General features: G+C 71.2%; 14 protein-coding genes and 1 pseudogene. 5 read left to right on the top strand and 10 right to left on the bottom strand.

Annotated elements, in window-relative coordinates:
* Positions 1–210: 210 nt before the first annotated feature.
* From trxA to BLW47_RS04930, 7 genes and pseudogenes are all read right to left on the bottom strand, one after another.
* Complete coding sequence (gene trxA / locus BLW47_RS04960) at positions 211–534, bottom strand: thioredoxin (RefSeq protein WP_091551858.1); 324 nt, start codon at positions 532–534, stop codon at positions 211–213.
* 36 nt (positions 535–570) lie between these two features.
* Complete coding sequence (gene trxB / locus BLW47_RS04955) at positions 571–1,527, bottom strand: thioredoxin-disulfide reductase (protein ID WP_091551856.1); 957 nt, start codon at positions 1,525–1,527, stop codon at positions 571–573.
* A 170-nt stretch (positions 1,528–1,697) separates the two neighbouring features.
* Entirely contained in the window at positions 1,698–2,648 is a 951-nt protein-coding gene (locus BLW47_RS04950) for a hypothetical protein (RefSeq protein WP_091551853.1), read from the bottom strand.
* Complete coding sequence (gene sigM, locus BLW47_RS04945; RefSeq protein ID WP_091551851.1) at positions 2,645–3,397, bottom strand: RNA polymerase sigma factor SigM; 753 nt, start codon at positions 3,395–3,397, stop codon at positions 2,645–2,647. Before sigM ends, BLW47_RS04950 begins: the two co-directional genes overlap by 4 nt.
* A 51-nt stretch (positions 3,398–3,448) precedes the next feature.
* Positions 3,449–5,015 (bottom strand): annotated as a pseudogene (locus BLW47_RS04940) (protein kinase family protein).
* A gap of 396 nt (positions 5,016–5,411) precedes the next feature.
* Positions 5,412–7,181, bottom strand: a complete 1,770-nt coding sequence (murJ, locus tag BLW47_RS04935) for a murein biosynthesis integral membrane protein MurJ (RefSeq protein WP_091551845.1) — start codon at positions 7,179–7,181, stop codon at positions 5,412–5,414.
* An 88-nt stretch (positions 7,182–7,269) separates the two neighbouring features.
* Positions 7,270–8,274: a hypothetical protein gene (locus BLW47_RS04930; protein ID WP_245736351.1), complete on the bottom strand. Its 1,005-nt coding sequence runs from the start codon at positions 8,272–8,274 to the stop codon at positions 7,270–7,272.
* A 59-nt stretch (positions 8,275–8,333) separates the two neighbouring features.
* Between BLW47_RS04930 and BLW47_RS04925 the strand changes: the two genes are divergently transcribed.
* Both BLW47_RS04925 and BLW47_RS04920 read left to right on the top strand, forming a co-directional pair.
* Entirely contained in the window at positions 8,334–9,794 is a 1,461-nt protein-coding gene (locus BLW47_RS04925; RefSeq protein ID WP_091551842.1) for a CCA tRNA nucleotidyltransferase, read from the top strand.
* A gap of 51 nt (positions 9,795–9,845) precedes the next feature.
* Positions 9,846–10,328: a methylated-DNA--[protein]-cysteine S-methyltransferase gene (locus tag BLW47_RS04920; RefSeq protein WP_091551840.1), complete on the top strand. Its 483-nt coding sequence runs from the start codon at positions 9,846–9,848 to the stop codon at positions 10,326–10,328.
* 44 nt (positions 10,329–10,372) lie between these two features.
* On the opposite strand, the gene BLW47_RS04915 is transcribed toward BLW47_RS04920, so the two are convergent.
* The 3 genes from BLW47_RS04915 to BLW47_RS04905 form a co-directional block, all read right to left on the bottom strand.
* Entirely contained in the window at positions 10,373–10,819 is a 447-nt protein-coding gene (locus tag BLW47_RS04915) for a lamin tail domain-containing protein (RefSeq protein ID WP_245736349.1), read from the bottom strand.
* 295 nt (positions 10,820–11,114) lie between these two features.
* On the bottom strand, positions 11,115–12,194 hold the full coding sequence (locus BLW47_RS04910; RefSeq protein ID WP_091551835.1) for an inositol-3-phosphate synthase: 1,080 nt from the start codon (positions 12,192–12,194) through the stop codon (positions 11,115–11,117).
* A gap of 23 nt (positions 12,195–12,217) precedes the next feature.
* Positions 12,218–12,844: a PadR family transcriptional regulator gene (locus tag BLW47_RS04905; protein ID WP_091551832.1), complete on the bottom strand. Its 627-nt coding sequence runs from the start codon at positions 12,842–12,844 to the stop codon at positions 12,218–12,220.
* 174 nt (positions 12,845–13,018) lie between these two features.
* On the opposite strand from BLW47_RS04905, the gene BLW47_RS04900 reads away from it, so the two are divergent.
* The 3 genes from BLW47_RS04900 to BLW47_RS04890 all read left to right on the top strand — a co-directional run bounded on the left by BLW47_RS04900 (position 13,019) and on the right by BLW47_RS04890 (position 18,137).
* Positions 13,019–13,495 (top strand): DUF5318 domain-containing protein, encoded by a 477-nt coding sequence (locus BLW47_RS04900; protein WP_091551829.1) that lies wholly within the window; start codon positions 13,019–13,021, stop codon positions 13,493–13,495.
* 197 nt (positions 13,496–13,692) lie between these two features.
* Positions 13,693–16,512 (top strand): transglycosylase domain-containing protein, encoded by a 2,820-nt coding sequence (locus BLW47_RS04895; protein WP_091551826.1) that lies wholly within the window; start codon positions 13,693–13,695, stop codon positions 16,510–16,512.
* A gap of 122 nt (positions 16,513–16,634) precedes the next feature.
* Positions 16,635–18,137, top strand: a complete 1,503-nt coding sequence (locus BLW47_RS04890) for a glycosyltransferase family 87 protein (RefSeq protein ID WP_091551823.1) — start codon at positions 16,635–16,637, stop codon at positions 18,135–18,137.
* Positions 18,138–18,172: the final 35 nt, after the last annotated feature.

Raw genomic sequence — 18,172 nt, 5'->3', positions numbered from 1 at the left:
AACCGCGCCCCGTTCGGCGGCCGCAGGGCTTCCGGCTGCACGCTCGGTGAGAACGCTTCCGGAGCGTACCGTGACGCGCTGCGCGGTGTTGGCGTTGTTGACGCTATGCAGCCGGGCGCCGCGCCGGGCGGCGCGGATGCGGCCCGGGCACGGACCGCGCCCCGCATCGGCGGGCGATGCGAGGCGCGGACGGCTGCGGATGGTCGGTCGCTACAGCGCCGATTCGATCAGCTTGACCAGGTCGCCCTTGGGACGGGCGCCCGCCACGGACTGCACCGGCTGGCCGCCCTTGAAGATGGTCAGGGTCGGCACGGACATCACGCGGTAGGCGCGGGCCGTCTCCGGGTTCTCGTCGATGTTGAGCTTCACGATGGTGACCTTGTCCCCCATCTCGCCGGCGATCTCTTCGAGCAGCGGCGAGACCTTGCGGCACGGCGCGCACCACTCGGCCCAGAAGTCGACGAGCACCGGCTTGTCGGACTGCAGCACGTCAGTGACGAAGTTGGCGTCGGTGACCGCCTTGGTTGCTCCCACTAGAACCCTCCCTCGGGCACCCGCTCGGGGTGTGTTTCAGACTTCTTCCAGCGTTGCGATGAACCGCTCCGCGTCCAGGGCCGCGGCACAGCCGGTACCGGCGGCGGTGATCGCCTGACGGTACGTGTGATCGACCACGTCACCGGCGGCGAACACGCCGGGAATGCTGGTCCGCGTGGTCGGGGCGTCCACCTTGACGTAGCCGCTCTCGTCGAGCTCGACCTGGCCGCGGAACAGCTCGCTGCGCGGGTCGTGACCGATCGCGACGAACACGCCGGTCACGTCGAGGACCTTCGCCTCGCCGGTGTGCGCGTTGCGGACGCGGACGCCGACCACCTTGCCGTCGTCGCCGAGGATCTCCTCGACCACGGTGTTCCACTCCACACGGATCTTGTCGTTCGACAGCGCACGCTCGGCCATGATCTTGCTGGCCCGGAACTCGTCGCGGCGGTGGATGATCGTCACCGTCTCGGCGAAGCGGGTCAGGAAGGTCGCCTCCTCCATCGCCGAGTCACCACCGCCGACCACGACGATGTGCTGGCCGCGGAAGAAGAAGCCGTCGCAGGTGGCGCACGAGGAGACGCCGTGGCCCAGCAGCTCCTGCTCCCCCGGCACGCCGAGCGGCCGCCAGGCCGAGCCGGTGCTGAGGATGACCGCCTTGGCGCGGTACGCGGTCTCGCCCACGTACACCGTGTGGGCGGCGCCGGAGCCCGGTACGCCGGTGTCGACCAGCTCCACGCGCGTCGCGTCGTCGGTGATGAACTCGGCCCCGAAGCGCTCGGCCTGCTTGCGCATCGAGTCCATCAGCTCCGGCCCCATGATGCCGTCCGGGAAGCCGGGGAAGTTCTCGATCTCGGTGGTGGTCATCAGGGCACCACCGGACTGGACGCCCTCGATGACGAGGGGCTTGAGGTTGGCGCGTGCGGCGTACACCGCCGCGGTGTAACCGGCCGGCCCCGAGCCGATGATGATCAGGTTACGGACCTCGTCCACTGCCGACTCCCGATAGTCTCTGGTGCGCCGTGCGGTGATGGGCCGACGGCGGGCTGGTTCCGCCCGCGCGGGGCGCAACGGCAACTGCGATGCAGAACGTCATGTTACGAAGCGGAGATTCCCGAACCGGTCAAGTGGTGGGTCACGTCACGTACCCGCCGACCGTCGTTTCACCCTACCCGCGCGTGGTGACGCGTGTCCGAGCCAGCTCCGGGGTGTCCGCACCTCGGACCGGCGACCCACACCCACCGCTCGGCGGTGCCGTCGGTGAAGGCGACGACGACCGCCGGCGCCCGCTGGAAGGACGCGAAGTCGACCACGTCCACCACGATCGGTCCCCGCCCGTGCGCGGTGGTGACCGCATCGAGGCAGGCGGCGAGCGCCGCATCGTCCGCGAGCGGCCGGAGCGCCCGCGGCACCGCGGGGAATGACCCCTGCGCGGCGTCGGTGGCGGTCAGCGGAGACGCGTACCGGGGGCGCCCGGTGTCGTCGGGGAGCCCCTTCAGCGTGCCGGGACCGTAGTCGGTGCCGCTGCTCACCACCCGCGCCGGTCGCCTCGCGAATTGGGGGCTGCCCGATCGCGCGGAGGTCACCGCCGGCGCGTCCTCCTGCGCGTCGCGCGGCCCCACGGTGTCCCTGGCCGCCGTCGAATTGTCCCGCGCGGGCCGGTCACCACCCGTGAGCTGCGTGAGCCCGAAGCCGGCGAACGCGGCCATGCCGGCGGCGGCAGCGATCGGCGCCGCCCACCGGGGCCAGCCGCGACGCGGGCGTACGACGTTGTCGTCTCCGTCGCGTCCGGGAGCTGGCGGAACGACGGCGAGCCCGACCTTCGGAGGTGTCGCGGCGGCGGACGGGGCGTCGCGCAGGTTCGCGTCGACGAGCGCGCGCGCCAGCCGGTCGGCGACCTCCGACGGCATCGGCTCGGGCGTCGCACCCCAGTCGGCGAGGTCGGAGCCGACGGCGCGGGTCGCCTCGGTGAGCGCCATGTGGGCCGCGGCCCACGCCGGGTCCGCGACGATGAGCCGGGCCACGACCGCCGCCTCGCCGGTGTCGTCCAGCGCCCCGCCGACGTAGTCGGCGAGGAGGTCGTGATCGACCTCTCGGAACTCGCCGGCGCTCACTCTTCCTCCTCGCTGCCGTCGCGCGCTGCGCGGGACCCCGATGTGACGTCGGTGCGGGCTGCGAGGTTCCCCGGCGTGACCGACGGCACGGTCACCGCACGCGATTGCGGGCTCCGGTCGGGGCGCAGATAGCCGAGCAGCACGGCCAGCCGCGCGCGCCCCCGGGCGCATCGGCTCTTCACCGTGCCCTCGGCGATCCCCAGGAGTTGCGCCGCCTCCGCCACCGGATAGCCCTGCACGTCGACGAGGACGAGCGCGGCCCGCTGTTCGGGCGGGAGCTGGGCCAGCGCCTGCCGGACGACGAGCGCCGTGTCGTGGTCGGGTGCCGGAGCGGCCGGCTCCGGCCCGCCCGTCGGTGCCCCGCCGTCGGACCGGGCGTGCCCGTCCGGCAGCGGGACCGTGGGATGGGCCTGCCGGCGGCGCAACCGGTCGAGGCACGCGTTGACCACGATGCGGTGCAGCCAGGTGGTGACCGCCGAGTCGCCGCGGAACCGGTCCGCCGCGCGATGGGCGGAGAGCAGCGCGTCCTGCAGCGCGTCGGCCGCCTCCTCGCGGTCGGCGAGGAGGCGCAGCGCGACGGCCCAGAGCCGGTCGCGGTGACGGTGGAACAACTCGGCGAACGCGTCGGGGTCGCCCTGCGCGTGCGCCCGCAGCAGCTCGTCGTCAGCGAGGTCGCTCGACACGTGCGGCCGTGGGGCGCTCTCGGCGGAGCCGGGACTGCCGTCGTTGCGCGGCGCTGAACCGGTCATGGCTCTCCCCCGAGGCGTCCTCCGGTCGACCGCGTCGGGCCCGGCGCGCGGTCACCGTCCCTCGACCGTGATTTCCTGGACGCCGATCTGGAATTTGCCGGCCTCGGAGGCCGGGGGCAGCTCGGTGATCCACACGAGCAGGTAGCGGTAGGACAGGTCCGGCGAGAAGCCGCTGAACGCCATGGTGGTGCCGCGGTGATTCTCCAGCGGCTCTCCGATGCGGCCGTTCTTGAACGCTTTGAGGAGTTGCTCGTCGCCGCTCTTGCTCGAACCGGGGTCGCTGGCGCCGGAGAGCAGCTGGGCGGAGGCACCGGGGGCGGAGAGGACCACCTGGACCGACGTGACCGAGCGCTCCTGCTTCAGGTCGATGAGGATCCCCATGCCCTGCTTGATGTTGCCGAACTTGGGGCTGGTCACGTACGCGTCGGTCTTCCAGCCGGTGTCGATGTTTCCGTCCACGGCCGCCTCGACCCCGTCGAGCTCGTCCCGCTGCCCGTCCGGGTCGACGACCCGCACCTGGTCCGGCCCCAGCGCGATCTTCTGCGGCTTCTGGACCGGCGCGTTGGTCCCCTCTCCGGCCCCCGCGGACGCGTTCGGCGGGTTGGTCGGGTCAGCGGTGTTGTCTCCGCTGCCGTTGCCGAGGGCGTTGATGCCGAAGAACAGCCCGGCGATCGCGATCACCACCAGGGCGGCGACGCCGGCCAGGAGCTTCCGGTTGGTGGCGCGGGGCGGATCCGCCGGCTCGTCGGTCGAGGCGAAACGCAGCGGGCCGGGATCCTCCAGGTAATGCTCCTCCGCGGCAGCGTCCAACCGTGCGAGCTCCGCGGCGAGGACATCGGAGGACGGGGCCTCGACCCGCGGGTCGAGCAGGTCCATCGTGAGGTCGTCCAGGTACGCCGGGATGCCGGCCCGCACCTGTCGCGGGGCCGCGATCGTGCCGCTCGCGTCGCGTACGGCGTCGGGCAGCGTCGAGGCGCCGGCTTCGGCGTGCGGCCAGTGGCCGGTCAACGCGAAGTACAGGACCCCGCCGATCGCCCGCACGTCGGTGGCGTGCGTCTCGCCGCCGTCGGCCCGGGCGTCCGCGAGCACCACGCGGGCGTCGTGGCCGATCATGACCGTCCCGGGGTGGATGTTGCCGTGCACCATCCCCGTGGCGTGCACGGCGGCGACCGCCCCGGCGACGGCGTGCGCGACGCTCGTGGCGCGGCCCGGGTCCAGTGGTCCGCCCTCGGCGACGACCTCGCGCAGCGCCTCGCCGTCGACCCACTCGCGGACGACGTACGCCCGCTCGCCCTCGTCGATCGCGTCGTAGACGCCGACGAGGTTCGGATGGATGACGCGGCTCGCCGCCACGGCGGCGGTGAGCATCTCCATGGCCGAGTCGCCGCCGGGGTAGCGCAGCACTACGGCGACCGGCCGGCGGAGCACGACGTCGACGCCGCGCCATACCTGCCGGCCCGCGCTGTCGTCGTTGATGTGTTCGGCCAACTCGTACCGGTCGGCCAGGATCTCACCGACGGTAGGTGCACCGAAGGTCACCACGGGCGGCGCGACCTGCTCCGCCTCCTGACCTTCGCCGACCTTGGTCACCAGTCCTCCCTCGGTGATCGTTTACGATCGATGGTCCGGTGCTGTTCGGGCTGTCCGCACGTTGAAGACAGCAACACCCGCCGCCGAGCGTCGCTGCACAGCCTAGGCGCTGCGCGCACGGGCCGAGACCGACCTTACCTGTGTTCGTCGGATACCCAACATGTCATCTTCGCGCCACGCCCGTCCCGATGCCAGTCGACACCGGGTGATCGTCCCTTACATCCCTGTTAATCGTCTGTGGGCGTCCGGCGACCGACGTCGTCGGCCGGCGACGGTAGGGCCGGGCGCGGCCCGGAAAATCGCCCATGAAGCCGTAACCGCCTGATTACTGAGAGCGTTATCCACAGGGATATCCCCTGCCTGGCAGCGCGGAGCGGCGAAGTTGTCCACAGGCCCCCGTCCGTGCACAGCCCCACCGTCGTGGTCAGCGTCCGATCTTGCGCCGGACCATCGCCACCACGTCCGTCACCTCACGCAGCCGCAGCGCCAGCGCCACCGCGCCGTAGACTCCGCAGATCACGATCCCGCCCGCCACGAGCGCGACGAGATTGCGCCCTCCCCCGGCGTCCGCCGCGCCCCCGCCACCGAAGATCAGGCTGACCACCGCGAGCCCGGCCACCCCGGCGACGAGCGCGGCGACGAGCACCTTGCCGAAGGAAGTCATGATCTCCCGGAGGCCGATGCGCCCGATCCGCGGTCGCAGCAGCACGGCGGAGAGCACGGCGGCGGCCACGTACGAGAGCGCGTTTCCGACCATCAACCCCGACGCGGTGAACTCCGCCGCGAACGCCAGGAACACGCCGACCTGCACCGCGACCCGCAGCAGGACCACCGGAATGTTGATCAGCGCCGGCGTCTTCGTGTCGGGCAGGGCGTAGAAGGCGAACGTGAAGAGCTGGCTGATCGCGAACGGCACCAGCGCCAGCGCGGCGACGAGCAGCACCAGGGAGGTCGCCGTCGCGTTCTCCCGGGTGAACGCGCCGCGGTTGAAGAGCGTGGTCGCAATCGGCTGGGCGAGCACGGCGTAACAGACCGCGATCGGGGCGAGCACCGCGGTGGTCATCCGGGTCCCCCGCGACAGGTCCGCCGCCAGATCGTGCATGCGTCCGTCCGCCGCGGCCGCGCTCATCCGCGGCATCAGCGCGGTGATGATGGAGACGGCGACGATGCCGTGGGCCATCATCATCAGCAGATAGACGTTGTTGTAGATCATCGCGCCGGCGACGTTGCCCTCGGCGTTGGCCTGGCTGAGCAGCCGGAGCAGCACGATGACGCCGACCTGGCTGACCGCCACGTAGCAGAACATCCACCCGCCGAGCCGACCCAACTCGCGCAGGCCCAGCGCCCGGAAGTCGAAGCGCCAGCGCCAGCGGAAGCCGACCTTGCGCAGCGCGGGCCACAGCCCGAGCGATTGGACCACGATGCCGAGCAGCGTGCCGCCGCCGATCACCAGGACCCGGGCCGGCGTCATCTGGCTCGGCCGGATCAGCTCGGCGCCGAAGACCAGGATGTAGAGCCCGGCGGTGCCGATGACGACCAGGTTGTTGAGGATCGGCGCCCACATCGGCGCCGCGAAGTGCCCGCGCGTGTTGAGCACGCCGCTGAGCATCGCCGACAACCCGGAGAAGAACATCATCGGCAACATCAGGTACGACAGCGCGGTGAGCAGACCCCGCGTGGACCCGTCCGACGTGTAGATCATCCCCAGCAGCGGCGCGGCGAGCACCGCGAGCAGGGTCGTCGCGCCGAGCGTCAGGACCGCCAGCGTGAGCAGCCGCTGCGTGTACGCCTCACCGCGGTCGGCGTCGGTCTTGCGCCGCCGCACCAGCACCGGGATGACGACGCTGGTCAGGATGCCACCGAGCAGCAGCTCGTAGATCATGCCGGGGAAGAACTGCGCCGTGGTGTACGCGTCGCCGACGAGCCCGCCGCCGAGCGCGGCGGCGATCACCGCGGTGCGCAGGAACCCGGTCCCCCGACTGACCAGGCTGCCGATCGCCATCATGGCGCTGTTGCCCGCGGCGCTGCCCCGCCCCGCTTCCGCGCCGGGGTCGCCCGCCGGCTCCGGCCCGGTGCCGGGGGGTTCGGCGATGGCCTGGTCCGCGGCGCGCACCGAGATCAGCGTGGCGCCGTCGTCCGGCGGAGCATCGCCGCCGGGCCCCGCGTTCGCACTGCGGTACAGCCCGCCGCTCATCCGACCTCCTCCAGCGCCAACGGACGGACCGGGAGCGTCCGCCAGACGAGATCCGACCTTAGCCGCCGCGGTGACAGCGGGGCGCGCCTCATCCAGGGGCGCTCCGGAAATGACGGCGCGCCATCGTGCCCGGCTCCGCCCAGACCAGCGCCTCGACCACCCAGCACGCCTGGGCGGGAACCAGCGGAGCCGTCAGCGCGTCCATCACCGTGGGGTGGTCGCACCCGGCCCGTTCGAGGGCCGCGGCCAGTGCCGGCACCTCGGTGAGATCGCCGGTGTCGCAGATCCGCCGCGCGAGCGGGATCACCGTGTCCGGGTCGCGCCAGGGCGCGTCGAGCAGTCCGGCGAGCCGGCGGCGGGCGTGCTTGAGCAGTTCGGCCAGGCCGTAGAACGGAAAGTTCTCGTTGCCGCGCGCCCGCGTGGTGCGCCACATCGTGTCCGGTTCGTCGTCCCCGGCGGCCACCCAGCCCCAGCCGTGCCGGTGCCGCCACGCGAAGCCCGACGACCGGGCGTCGTTCTCCCGTACCTGCGCCGCGATCCGCTGTTCGTCGAGGACCGTGACCGGCGCCGGCGGCGGCGCGGGCCACCACCGCGGATCCTCGAAGAGGGCCAGCGGTGGCTGTTCCGGACCGGTCCGGGGCAGCGGGAGCGCGGGCTCGGGCCGACGCAGGGAACGCAGCGCCGCGCTGAGGAACTCCGCCGCCACCGTGGCGTCGTCGCCGAGGGCGGTCGGGGCGAACCGGAACAGCAGCGCCGTGGGGAGCCCCGGGTGTGGCAGCGAGGGGTCGTCCAGGGCGATCACCCGCCCGATGAGATCCAGCTCCGTCCAGCGCAGGGCGTACGGGTGGCGGTGCGCCGCGTCGATCCGGGCGAGCTCGACCGGCTCGGTGGCGCCCGGGTGGCGCAGCCCGAGGCGGTGCTCGCGGTACGGCAGGTCCAGGTCGAGGACGAGACCGTAGCCGCCGGCCACCGGGAAGGTGATGCGCAGCTCGTCGGGGAGCGCCGCCGCGGCGGGCGGATCGGGCTCGAGGAGGAACGCGCGCCAGAAGTCGTGGTCCCGGGTCAACGTCCGGATGGTCTCGGGGAACGGCACGGGTGACCATCCTGCCCGCCGGGATCGCCGCCGGCCAAGGCGGATAGGCTGGCGATCCCATGTCCGAATCACCCGCTGCCAGCGCTGCCGACCGGCGTGAACTGACCGCCGTCCAGCGCAACGCCGTCACCGAGCTGCTGCGCGTCTCCCCCGTCGCCGACGAGTTGGGGCGCCGATTCGCGGCCGCCGGGCACGAGCTGCACCTGGTGGGCGGCTCGGTGCGCGACGCGTTGCTGGGGCGACTCGGCAACGACCTCGACTTCTGCACGGACGCGGAGCCGGACGAGACGCTGCGGGTGCTGAAGGGCTGGGCGGAGGCGACCTGGGAGACCGGGCGCGAGTTCGGCACGATCGGGGCGCAGCGGCGCGGCCTGCTGTTGGAGATCACCACCTTCCGCGCCGAGTCGTACGACGGCGTCAGCCGCAACCCGGTCGTCGCGTACGGGACGAACCTGATGGACGACCTCCGGCGGCGCGACTTCACGATCAACGCGATGGCGGTGAGCCTCCCGGACCACCGCTTCACCGACCCGTACGGCGGGGTGGACGATCTCGCGGCGAAGGTGATCCGGACACCGGGGACGCCACAGGAGTCCTTCGGCGACGACCCGCTGCGGATGCTGCGCGCGGCGCGCTTCGCCGCGCAGTTGCGGTTCGCGCTCCACCCGCAGGTGCGGGCCGCCATGGTGCAGATGGCCGCCGATCTCGACCGGATCACCGCGGAACGGATCCGTGACGAGTTCACCAAGCTGCTCTGCGGCGCGGACCCGATCCGTGGGCTGCGGCTGCTGGTGGAGACCGGGCTCGCCGACCGGTTCCTGCCGGAGCTCTCCGGGTTGAAGCTGGAGATCGACGAGCACGCCCAGCACAAGGACGTGTACGAGCACACCCTGACCGTGGTGAGCAACGCCATCTCGCTGGAGTCCGACGGCGCGGACTTCGTGCTGCGGATGGCGGCGCTGATGCACGACGTCGGCAAGCCGGCCACGAAGGCGGTCACGCCGGACGGCCGGGTCAGCTTCCACCATCACGAGGTCGTCGGCGCGCGGCTGACGAAACAGCGGATGAAGGCGCTGCGCTACCCGAAGGACGTGATGACGCAGGTGGTCGGCCTGGTGGGCCTGCATCTGCGCTTCTACGGGTACGGCCGGGGCGAGTGGACCGACTCGGCGGTGCGGCGCTACGTCACCGACGCCGGGGATCTGCTGTCCCGGCTGCACAAGCTGACCCGCTCCGACTGCACCACCCGCAACCGCCGCAAGGCGGCGCAGCTCGCGGCCGACTACGGCGCGTTGGAGGAGCGGATCGCGCGGCTGCAGGCCGAGGAGGACCTGGCACGGGTCCGGCCGGACCTCGACGGCAACGCGATCATGGAGCTGCTCGGGGTGCCGCCGGGGCCGATCGTCGGCCGCGCCTGGCGGCACCTGAAGGAGCTGCGGCTGGAGCACGGCCCGCTCGACCGGGACGCGGCCGAGGCGGCGCTGCTGCGCTGGGCCCGCGCCGAGGGGATCGTCGACTGACGGCCGCCGGCGTCGAGGCCCTGTCGACGCCCGCGGAGGAAGAATGGGCGGATGCGCTGGACGTTGGTCGACTCGCCGATCGGTGAGCTCTCGGTCGCCGCTGACGGGGCCGGGGTCTGCGGGGTGCGCTTCGGCGCGATCGAGTCGGCGGCGGCGCCAGAGCTCCCCGACGAGCCGCTGCGCGCCGCGGTGGCCGAACTGCGGGCGTACTTCGCCGGTGAGCTGACCGCGTTCACCGTGCCGCTGTCGGTGCCGCGCGGCTCCGACTTCGAGCGCGCCGTGTGGCGGGAGATGACGACGGTCCCGTACGGCGAGACGCGGACGTACGGCGACGTGGCGAAGGCGCTCGGCGAGCCCGGCGCGGCGCGGGCGGTCGGCGTCGCCTGCAACCGCAACCCGATCCCCGTGATCGTGCCGTGCCATCGGATCGTCGGCGCCGGCGGCAAGCTGGTCGGGTTCGGCGGCGGCCTGCCGCGCAAGCGGCACCTGCTCGAACTCGAGGCGCGGGTCGTGTTCGCGCGATCCTGGGCCTGACGTGGCGGGTCGCCGCCGGGACGCGGCGGCGACCCGACCGTCGATCAGCAGTTCGTGTAGCTGCCCTTCGACCCCCAGCTGCAGGAGTCGATCGTCTTGCCGGACGCGTTGCGGACGTACGCGGCGTCGCCGGTGTTGTTCCAGATGTAGGCGCGCGAGCCCCAGTAGCGGTGCGCGGCGGAGTTGCTGCCGCGTCCGGTGTGGATGGTGACCGACTTGCCGGCGCCCAGGTAGAAGGTCCCGGTGAACGTGTAGACGTGGTTGGACTTGTCGCGCAACGTCCACCGGTAGAGGTTGAGCGTGCCGCGCGTGGTGTTCTTCAGGGTCACGTACTCGGCGTTGAGGCTGCTGTTGGAGCGGTTGTCGCTGCCGGGCGAGTTGTAATAGACCTTGGTGATCTGCACGGCGGGAGCCGCGGCCTGGGCCGCGGTGGCGGGCGCCAGCACGCTGCCGAGCAGCGCGGCGACCAGCACGAAGAGGCGGAGACGCAAGGTTAACCCCTCAAAACTCGTGAATCGGAGGCACGCACGAGGGCACGTACGAGTGCGGTTATGGGGAGTTAACTCTGGGTTAGTTGCGCGAACAATCATCCGCGCGCGCGAGGGTCCCGGCCGATCGGCCCTCGTCGTTGCGCCGCCTGGATGCCCCGCTCGACCCGCCGGTGGGACGCGCCCTGGTCAGCGGCGCGGCGGAAGCCGCGCCGGCAGGGACGCGACCGCGGCGGGCAACGAGCGAGGGGCCGGTCCGTGATCGGACCGACCCCTCGGCTGCTTCGCGACGGTGAATCTACCGCTCGACCTTGCCGGCGATGAAGTCCTCGACCGCCTGGTGGGCGTCGTGGTCGGCGTACTGCACCGGCGGGGACTTCATGAAGTAGGACGAGGCCGACAGGATCGGACCGCCGATCCCCCGGTCCAGCGCGATCTTCGCCGCCCGCACCGCGTCGATGATGACGCCGGCCGAGTTCGGCGAGTCCCACACCTCGAGCTTCAGCTCCGCGTTGAGCGGCACGTCGCCGAAGGAACGGCCCTCCAGCCGGATGTACGCCCACTTGCGGTCGTCGAGCCACGGCACGTGGTCCGACGGCCCGATGTGCACGTCGCCCTTGGTCATCTCGTGCGGGATCTGGGACGTGACCGACTGGGTCTTCGAGATCTTCTTCGAGACCAGCCGGTTGCGCTCCAGCATGTTCATGAAGTCCATGTTGCCGCCGAAGTTGAGCTGGTACGTGCGCAGCAGCTCGACGCCGCGGTCCTCGAACAGCTTGGCCAGCGCCCGGTGCACGATCGTCGCGCCGACCTGGCTCTTGATGTCGTCACCGACGATCGGCAGCCCGGCGTCTTCGAACTTCTTGGCCCACACCGGGTCGGAGGCGATGAACACGGGCAGCGCGTTGACGAAGGCGCAGCCGGCGTCGATCGCCGCCTGGGCGTAGAACTTGTCGGCCTCCTCGGAGCCCACCGGCAGGTACGAGACGACGACGTCGACCCGGGCGTCGCGCAGCGCCTGCGCCACGTCGACCGGCGCGGCGTCCGACTCCTCGATGATCTCGCGGTAGTACTGGCCCAGGCCGTCGAAGGTCGGGCCGCGCTGGACGAGCACGCCGGTCGGCGGCACGTCGCAGAGCTTGATCGTGTTGTTCTCGCTGGCGACGATCGCCTCCGCGAGGTCCATGCCCACCTTCTTGGCGTCCACGTCGAACGCCGCGACGAATTCCACGTCCGATACGTGGTAGTCGCCGAAGGTGACGTGCATGAGACCCGGGACGCGGTCGTTCGGGTCGGCGTTGCGGTAGTACTCGACGCCCTGGACCAGGGAAGACGCGCAGTTACCAACACCGACGATGGCGACGCGGACGGAGCCCATTGCGTGTGCCTCCTTCTCATTCATCACGGCCGCTCCGGCTCTTTCCTGGACTGCCCAGGCGGAGGCGGGCTGTTGTCTTGTCGTGGGCCCCCGTCGTCGGGAGCCCGGCCGGAGCGCTCGTTGGCGATGAGCTCCTCCAGCCAGCGGACCTCGCGCTCGCAGGCATCGAGACCGTGGCGCTGAAGTTCGAGGGTGTACGCGTCCAGCCGTTCAGCGGCGCGGCTGAGCACGTCCCGCAGACCCTCGCGGCGTTCTTCGACCTTGCGTCGTCGCCCCTCGAGGATCCGCAGCCGGGTGGCGCGGTCGGTGCGGGCGAAGAACGCGAAGTGCACACCGAACCCCGTGTCCTCGTACGTCTCCGGTCCGGTCTGCGCTATCAGTTCGGCGAATCGTTCCTTCCCGTCGGCGGTGATCTTGTAGACCACCCGGCCCCGACGGCTGGTCAGCGGCGGTGCCTCCTCCACGTCAGCGGCCGTCGCGGAGGCCTCGGTGATCCAACCAGAGGCCTGGAGGCGGCGCAGCGTCGGGTACAGCGATCCGTAGCTGATCGCCGCGCGGATGGCACCCAGCTTGGCCGTGAGCTCTTTGCGCAGCTCATAGCCGTGCATCGGAGACTCCTGCAGAAGGCCGAGGATGGCAAGTTCGAGCATTGCCTCCGCCTCCTTGCCCGTTCGTGCGCCTGACTAACCTGCCGATGTATCGGAGCGATACATCGCCACCGTAAACAACGGGATGGTTGAGGGCAAACCCCGGGTCCGTACATGTCGAGTAACGCAGCGTCACCTTGGTCGCCACTCCGCGCGGGACCGCGTACCCTCGTGCGCATGCGCACGCAGCGGCAGGTGGTGGACTACTCGCTTCAGAAGCGGGCGCTGCTGCGCGAGGTCTACTCCGGCCGGGTCGGCACCTACGAGGTCTGCGACGCCTCGCCGTACCTCAAAAGTGCTGCTCGCTTCCACGGTGAGCTCACCGAGGAGCGGTGCCCGATCTGCCGCCGCGAGAACCTCACTCACGTCCATTACATTTACGGCGATGAGCTCAAGCAGTCGGCGGGACAGGCGCGCACCAAGGCGGAGTTGCCCGTGCTGGCGATGACGCTGCGTGAGTTCCAGGTGTACGTGGTGGAGGTCTGCCGCGGGTGCGCCTGGAATCACCTCGTCGAGCAGTTCCTGCTCGGCCGCGACGGGCTCTCGGCCGCCGGCCCGGACCCGCAGCGCGGTGGCGCGGTGGCGGCGGGGCTCCCCGGCACGGCCGGCGCCGATCCGCGCGCGGACAAGCGAAGGCGAGAGGGTCGACGGTGATACTCGCCCGCCTGGCCAGTCTTCCGCCGATCCGGCGTAGTCGAGCCGAGTGGACGATCTTTAATCGGATAAGTCCGGTTATTTTTGGTCAGGCAACCTTCGACCGACGCGTCCGGTTCGAGACGGAGCGTGGCCTAACTCACGGCAACCCGGTGGTGTCGCGTACGCGCATCACCGCGACCGGCAGGGTGTGACGAATGAACTCGTACGGCGACCCCAGTTCCGCGCGCGGGCGGGCCAACATCCCCGGCCCGGGCCCCGATCACGGACAGGCCGACCCCTGGGCATCCGCCCCCGGCGCCTACCGGGCGTCGGCCTCCGCCGGCCCCGACCACGGTTGGTCGGGCGGCGGACAGGGATCCACCGGAGCCGCGCCCGCGGGGCGGGCGTCGGTCGGCTCGGCCTCCGCCGGACGTGCGTCCGTCGGGCGCGCGAACATCCCGGCTCCGGCCGCGCCGGCACCGGATGAGTCACTGAGCGCGGGCGAGCGGCCGTCCGGTCGCGCCGTCGTCGGGGCCGCCCGGGTGGGCGGCGCGTCCGGCAGTGGCCGCGCCGCGGTCGCCCGCGCCAGCGTCCGGCCGGTCTCCGGCGCCGGGCCGCGGGCGGGCGGTGGCGCCGGTGGCGGCCCGAACGGCCCAGGTGGCAGGGGCCCCGGCGGCGGGGGCGGTGGCGGTCGGGGCGGCGGCAAGGGTGACCCCGCCGACGCCAAGAAGGCGAAGAAGCGCAAGCGGATCAACCTGATCATCGCCGCGTTCGCCGTTCTGGTCATGCTGCTCGGCTCCGGCGTCGTCGCCTTCACCTGGTTCGCGGACACGGTCAAGACGCCGACGGACTTCGGCGAGCCGATGGCGACCACGATCATGTACAACAACGGGCAGCAGCTCGCCAAGCTCGGCGAGCAGAACCGCACGATCGTGCCCGCCGACAAGATCAACCCCGACGTCAAGCACGCCGTGATGGCCGCCGAGGACAAGAACTTCGAGCAGCACGGCGGCATCGACATGAAGGGCATCGCCCGGGCCGCCTGGAACAACTTCACCGGTGGTACGACGCAGGGCGCCTCCACCATCACGCAGCAGTACGCCCGGCACGTCGCCGAGCTGAGCGGCATCAACTACGCGCGGAAGCTGCGCGAGGCGGTGCTAGCCTCCAAGCTCGAGGACGAGTTCAGCAAGGACGAGCTGCTCGGCTTCTACCTCAACGCGATCTACTTCGGCCGCGGCGCGCACGGTGTCGAGGCCGCCGCCCGCGCCTACTTCGGCAAGTCCGTGCTCGCGCCGCCGGGGCGGAAGGACGCGATCACCCCTGAAGAGGCGGCGGTGCTGGCCTCGGTGATCAAGCAGCCGGAGCCGGACGCGAATACCGGGCACAAGGGCTACGACCCGCAGATCAACCCGGAGGCCGCCAAGGAGCGCTGGGAGTACACGCTCAACAACATGCAGGAGAAGGGCTGGATCGCGCCCGAGACGCGGGCCGCGGCGAGGTACCCCGCGCCGGCCCCGAAGGGCACGCTCCGGGCCTGGGACCCGAAGAAGGACTGCGCGGTCGGCTGCGGTCTGAACACTCCGTCCGGCAACGTCGTGAACTACGTGCGTGCCGAACTGGAGGCGAACAACATCACGGACTGGAAGGAGGGTGGCTACCGGATCAAGACCACCATCAACCAGCAGGCGCAGAAGGCCGCGGAGAGCGCCGCGCGGCGGGCCAGCAAGAGCTCCCCGATGAACGGCCTGCCGAAGCACTACATGGCGGCCCTGGTCGCGGTTGACGTGAAGACGGGCAAGGTGCTCGCCTACTACGGCGGCGACAACGCCTCCGGCACCGACTACGCCGGCCTCAACACCGACAACGGCAAGGTCTACGGCGGCCACTCCCCCGGCTCGACCTTCAAGGTGTACACCCTCGCGGCGGCGCTGCGCGCCGGGATCTCGGTCGACTCGCACTGGGACGCCACCAAGACCAAGGACCCGGAGACCGGGTTCGAGATCTCGAACGCCGGACGCACGAACCTGAACTGCGACAACGGCGGCAAGTGGTGTGACCTCGACAAGGCCACCGTCGAGTCGTACAACGTGCCGTTCTACTGGATCGCGAAGGCGCTCGGCCCGGACAAGATTGTCGAGGCGGCGCGCGACGCCGGTATCCGGACCATGTGGACGGACAAGACCGAGACGATCGACCTGACCAAGAGGAAGCCGGCCGAGGTCGCGCCGGCGAAGTTCGACAAGCAGGTCAGCTACGGCCAGTACGCGGTGACGGTGCTCGACCACGCGAACGGGATGGCGACGATCGCCAACCGGGGCACGTACAACAAGGCGCACTTCATCGAAGAGGTCCACAAGTACAACCTGAAGACCGGTAAGTGGGATCTGGTCTACGGCCCGAAGGCCGACCCGCAGGAGGTTTTCCCGAAGGCGCAGATGGACGACCTCAACTCGGTGCTGAAGAAGATCCCCGGATCGACCGGCGACGCGCTCGCCGCCAACCGTGTGTCCGTCGGCAAGACCGGTACCTGGGAGCTCAACGACACCCAGAACGGGGACGCCTGGATGATCGGCGCTACCCCGCAGATCGCCGCGGCGGTCTGGGTCGGCACCACCGGCAACCGTCGAGCCATCGAGGAAGCGGATGGTTCCATGATGTTCGGTGGCGGCACACCGGCCGCGATCTGGAAGAAGTTCATGGACGACGCGCACGCCGCCATGAAGGTGCCGCAGGAAGGCTTCCCGGAGAAGAAGGGCACCGGCGACCCGAACCCGCCCCAGGCCAACGGGGTGCCGCCGAAGCAGGAGCAGCCGAAGCCCGACAATGGTGACTGCAACAACCCGCTCCGGCTGTTCTGTCCGCCGGACGGCAACCAGAACCCGGGCGGCGGAAACGGAAACGGCAACGGCAACAACCCCGGGCCCGGCAACCCCGGCAACCCCGGCGGCAACCCGGGTGGCGGCGGGGATCCGAACAATCCCGGCGACACCACCAACCCGTTGAACGGCACCGCTCCACCCCGGCAGAACTGACGCCGCGACGCACGCCGGCGGTCGGGCTCAACGCCCGGCCGCCGGCGTCGTTTGTGCCGCGCCCATCGACACGGCGATCCGGAGCAGACGCGACCGGTCGCCGTGCGGCAGGATGCCTGGGCATGAGCGCGCAACAGTCGACGGAGACCGACGGTTCCGACAAGCTCGACCACCCGTCCCGCTCCGATGCGTTCGTCCGGGGGCTCTCCGAGGTGATCGGGGGCCCGCTGGGCGAGCACGCCGTCGGTTACGGGCGTTCGCCGGGCCACTGGCGGGGCCGGTTCTGGACGGCGAGTCGGATCGTGCTGGCGCTCACCTGCCTGACCCTGGCGCTGCACTGGGTGCAGAAGTCGCCGTGCCAGGAGGGCGCGTGGCAGAACAACATCCAGTACACCCGGTTCTGCTACACCGATGTGCTCGCGCTCTACTACGCGGAGGGCCTGAACGAGGGGAAGGTGCCCTACCGGGACCACCCGGTGGAGTACCCGGTCGTCACCGGGTACTTCATGGGGGCGCTCGGCCTGCCGGTGCACGAGCTCGGCGCGACGCGGCCGGAGCTCAACCAGGGCCAGTGGTTCTACAACCTGAACGCGCTCGTGCTCGGCGTGCTCGCGGTCGCGACCGTCGCCGTCATCCTGTCGCTGCGCCGCCGCCGGCCCTGGGACGCGGCCCTGTTCGCCCTCTCCCCCGCGCTCCTGTTGACCGCCACGGTCAACTGGGACCTGCTCGCGATCGCATTCGCGGCCTTCGGGCTCTACGCCTGGGCCCGCCGCCGGCCGATCGTCGCCGGCATCATGCTCGGGATCGGCTGCGCGGCCAAGTTGTGGCCGCTCTTCCTGTTCGGGCCGATCCTCGTGCTCGCGCTGCGCACCGGCCGCTGGCGGGCGCCGCTCACCACGGCCGGCGCGTTCGTCGCCACCTGGCTGGCGCTGAACCTGCCGATCATGGTGCTCTACTACGACAGCTGGAACCGCTTCCGCGAACTCAACTCGACCCGCCCGATCGACTGGGGCACGCTCTGGTACATCGGCCGCTATCTCGACGGCAATTGGGGTGAGCGGGGCCCGTTCCAGTGGCTCAGCGACAACATCCCGGCGCTCAACGCGCTGTCGTACCTGCTGTTCGGGTTGGCCTGCCTCGGGATCGCCGCGCTGGCCGTGCGCGCGCCGCGCCGGCCGCGGCTGGCGGCGCTCGCCTTCCTGGTCGTGGCGGCGTTCCTGCTGACCAGCAAGGTGTGGTCGCAGCAGTTCGTGCTCTGGCTGTTGCCGCTCGCGGTGCTCGCCCGGCCCCGGTGGGGCGCGTTCCTGGCCTGGCAGTTCGCCGAGGTGTGCTATTTCGTGGCCTTCTACGGCGAGCTGCTCGGCGCCACCGGCAAGCAGGTCTTCCCCGAGGGCGTCTTCGTGCTCGCGGCCACGCTGCGCTGGATCACCGTCGCGCTCCTCTGTGGACTCGTCATCCGGGACATCCTCCGGCCGGAGCGCGACGCCGTGCGCCGCAGCTACGACGACGACCCGGACGGCGGTGACTTCGACGGCGCGCCGGACGCGGGCTGGGTGCGACGACGGGTGGACCCGGAGACAGCCGAGGTCCCGGCACCGGCCACGGTCGCGGCCGTGACCGGCTGATCCGACCGCGCCCGGCGCCCCCGAGGTTCGCTCGC

The sequence above is a fragment of the Micromonospora pattaloongensis genome, assembly GCF_900107255.1.
GTDB classification, from domain to species: Bacteria; Actinomycetota; Actinomycetes; order Mycobacteriales; family Micromonosporaceae; genus Micromonospora_I; species Micromonospora_I pattaloongensis.
The sequence above is the reverse complement of the archived record's forward strand: the minus strand, read 5'-3'. Positions and strand labels throughout refer to the sequence as shown.

Bases quoted from the DNA above. Each gene is read 5' to 3' on its own strand.
- sigM (WP_091551851.1), bottom strand. From the start codon at position 3,397: ATGACCGGTTCAGCGCCGCGCAACGACGGCAGTCCCGGCTCCGCCGAG.
- murJ (WP_091551845.1), bottom strand. From the start codon at position 7,181: ATGAGCGGCGGGCTGTACCGCAGTGCGAACGCGGGGCCCGGCGGCGAT.
- BLW47_RS04925 (WP_091551842.1), top strand. From the start codon at position 8,334: ATGTCCGAATCACCCGCTGCCAGCGCTGCCGACCGGCGTGAACTGACC.
- BLW47_RS04920 (WP_091551840.1), top strand. From the start codon at position 9,846: ATGCGCTGGACGTTGGTCGACTCGCCGATCGGTGAGCTCTCGGTCGCC.
- BLW47_RS04910 (WP_091551835.1), bottom strand. From the start codon at position 12,194: ATGGGCTCCGTCCGCGTCGCCATCGTCGGTGTTGGTAACTGCGCGTCT.
- BLW47_RS04905 (WP_091551832.1), bottom strand. From the start codon at position 12,844: ATGCTCGAACTTGCCATCCTCGGCCTTCTGCAGGAGTCTCCGATGCAC.
- BLW47_RS04900 (WP_091551829.1), top strand. From the start codon at position 13,019: ATGCGCACGCAGCGGCAGGTGGTGGACTACTCGCTTCAGAAGCGGGCG.
- BLW47_RS04895 (WP_091551826.1), top strand. From the start codon at position 13,693: ATGAACTCGTACGGCGACCCCAGTTCCGCGCGCGGGCGGGCCAACATC.
- BLW47_RS04890 (WP_091551823.1), top strand. From the start codon at position 16,635: ATGAGCGCGCAACAGTCGACGGAGACCGACGGTTCCGACAAGCTCGAC.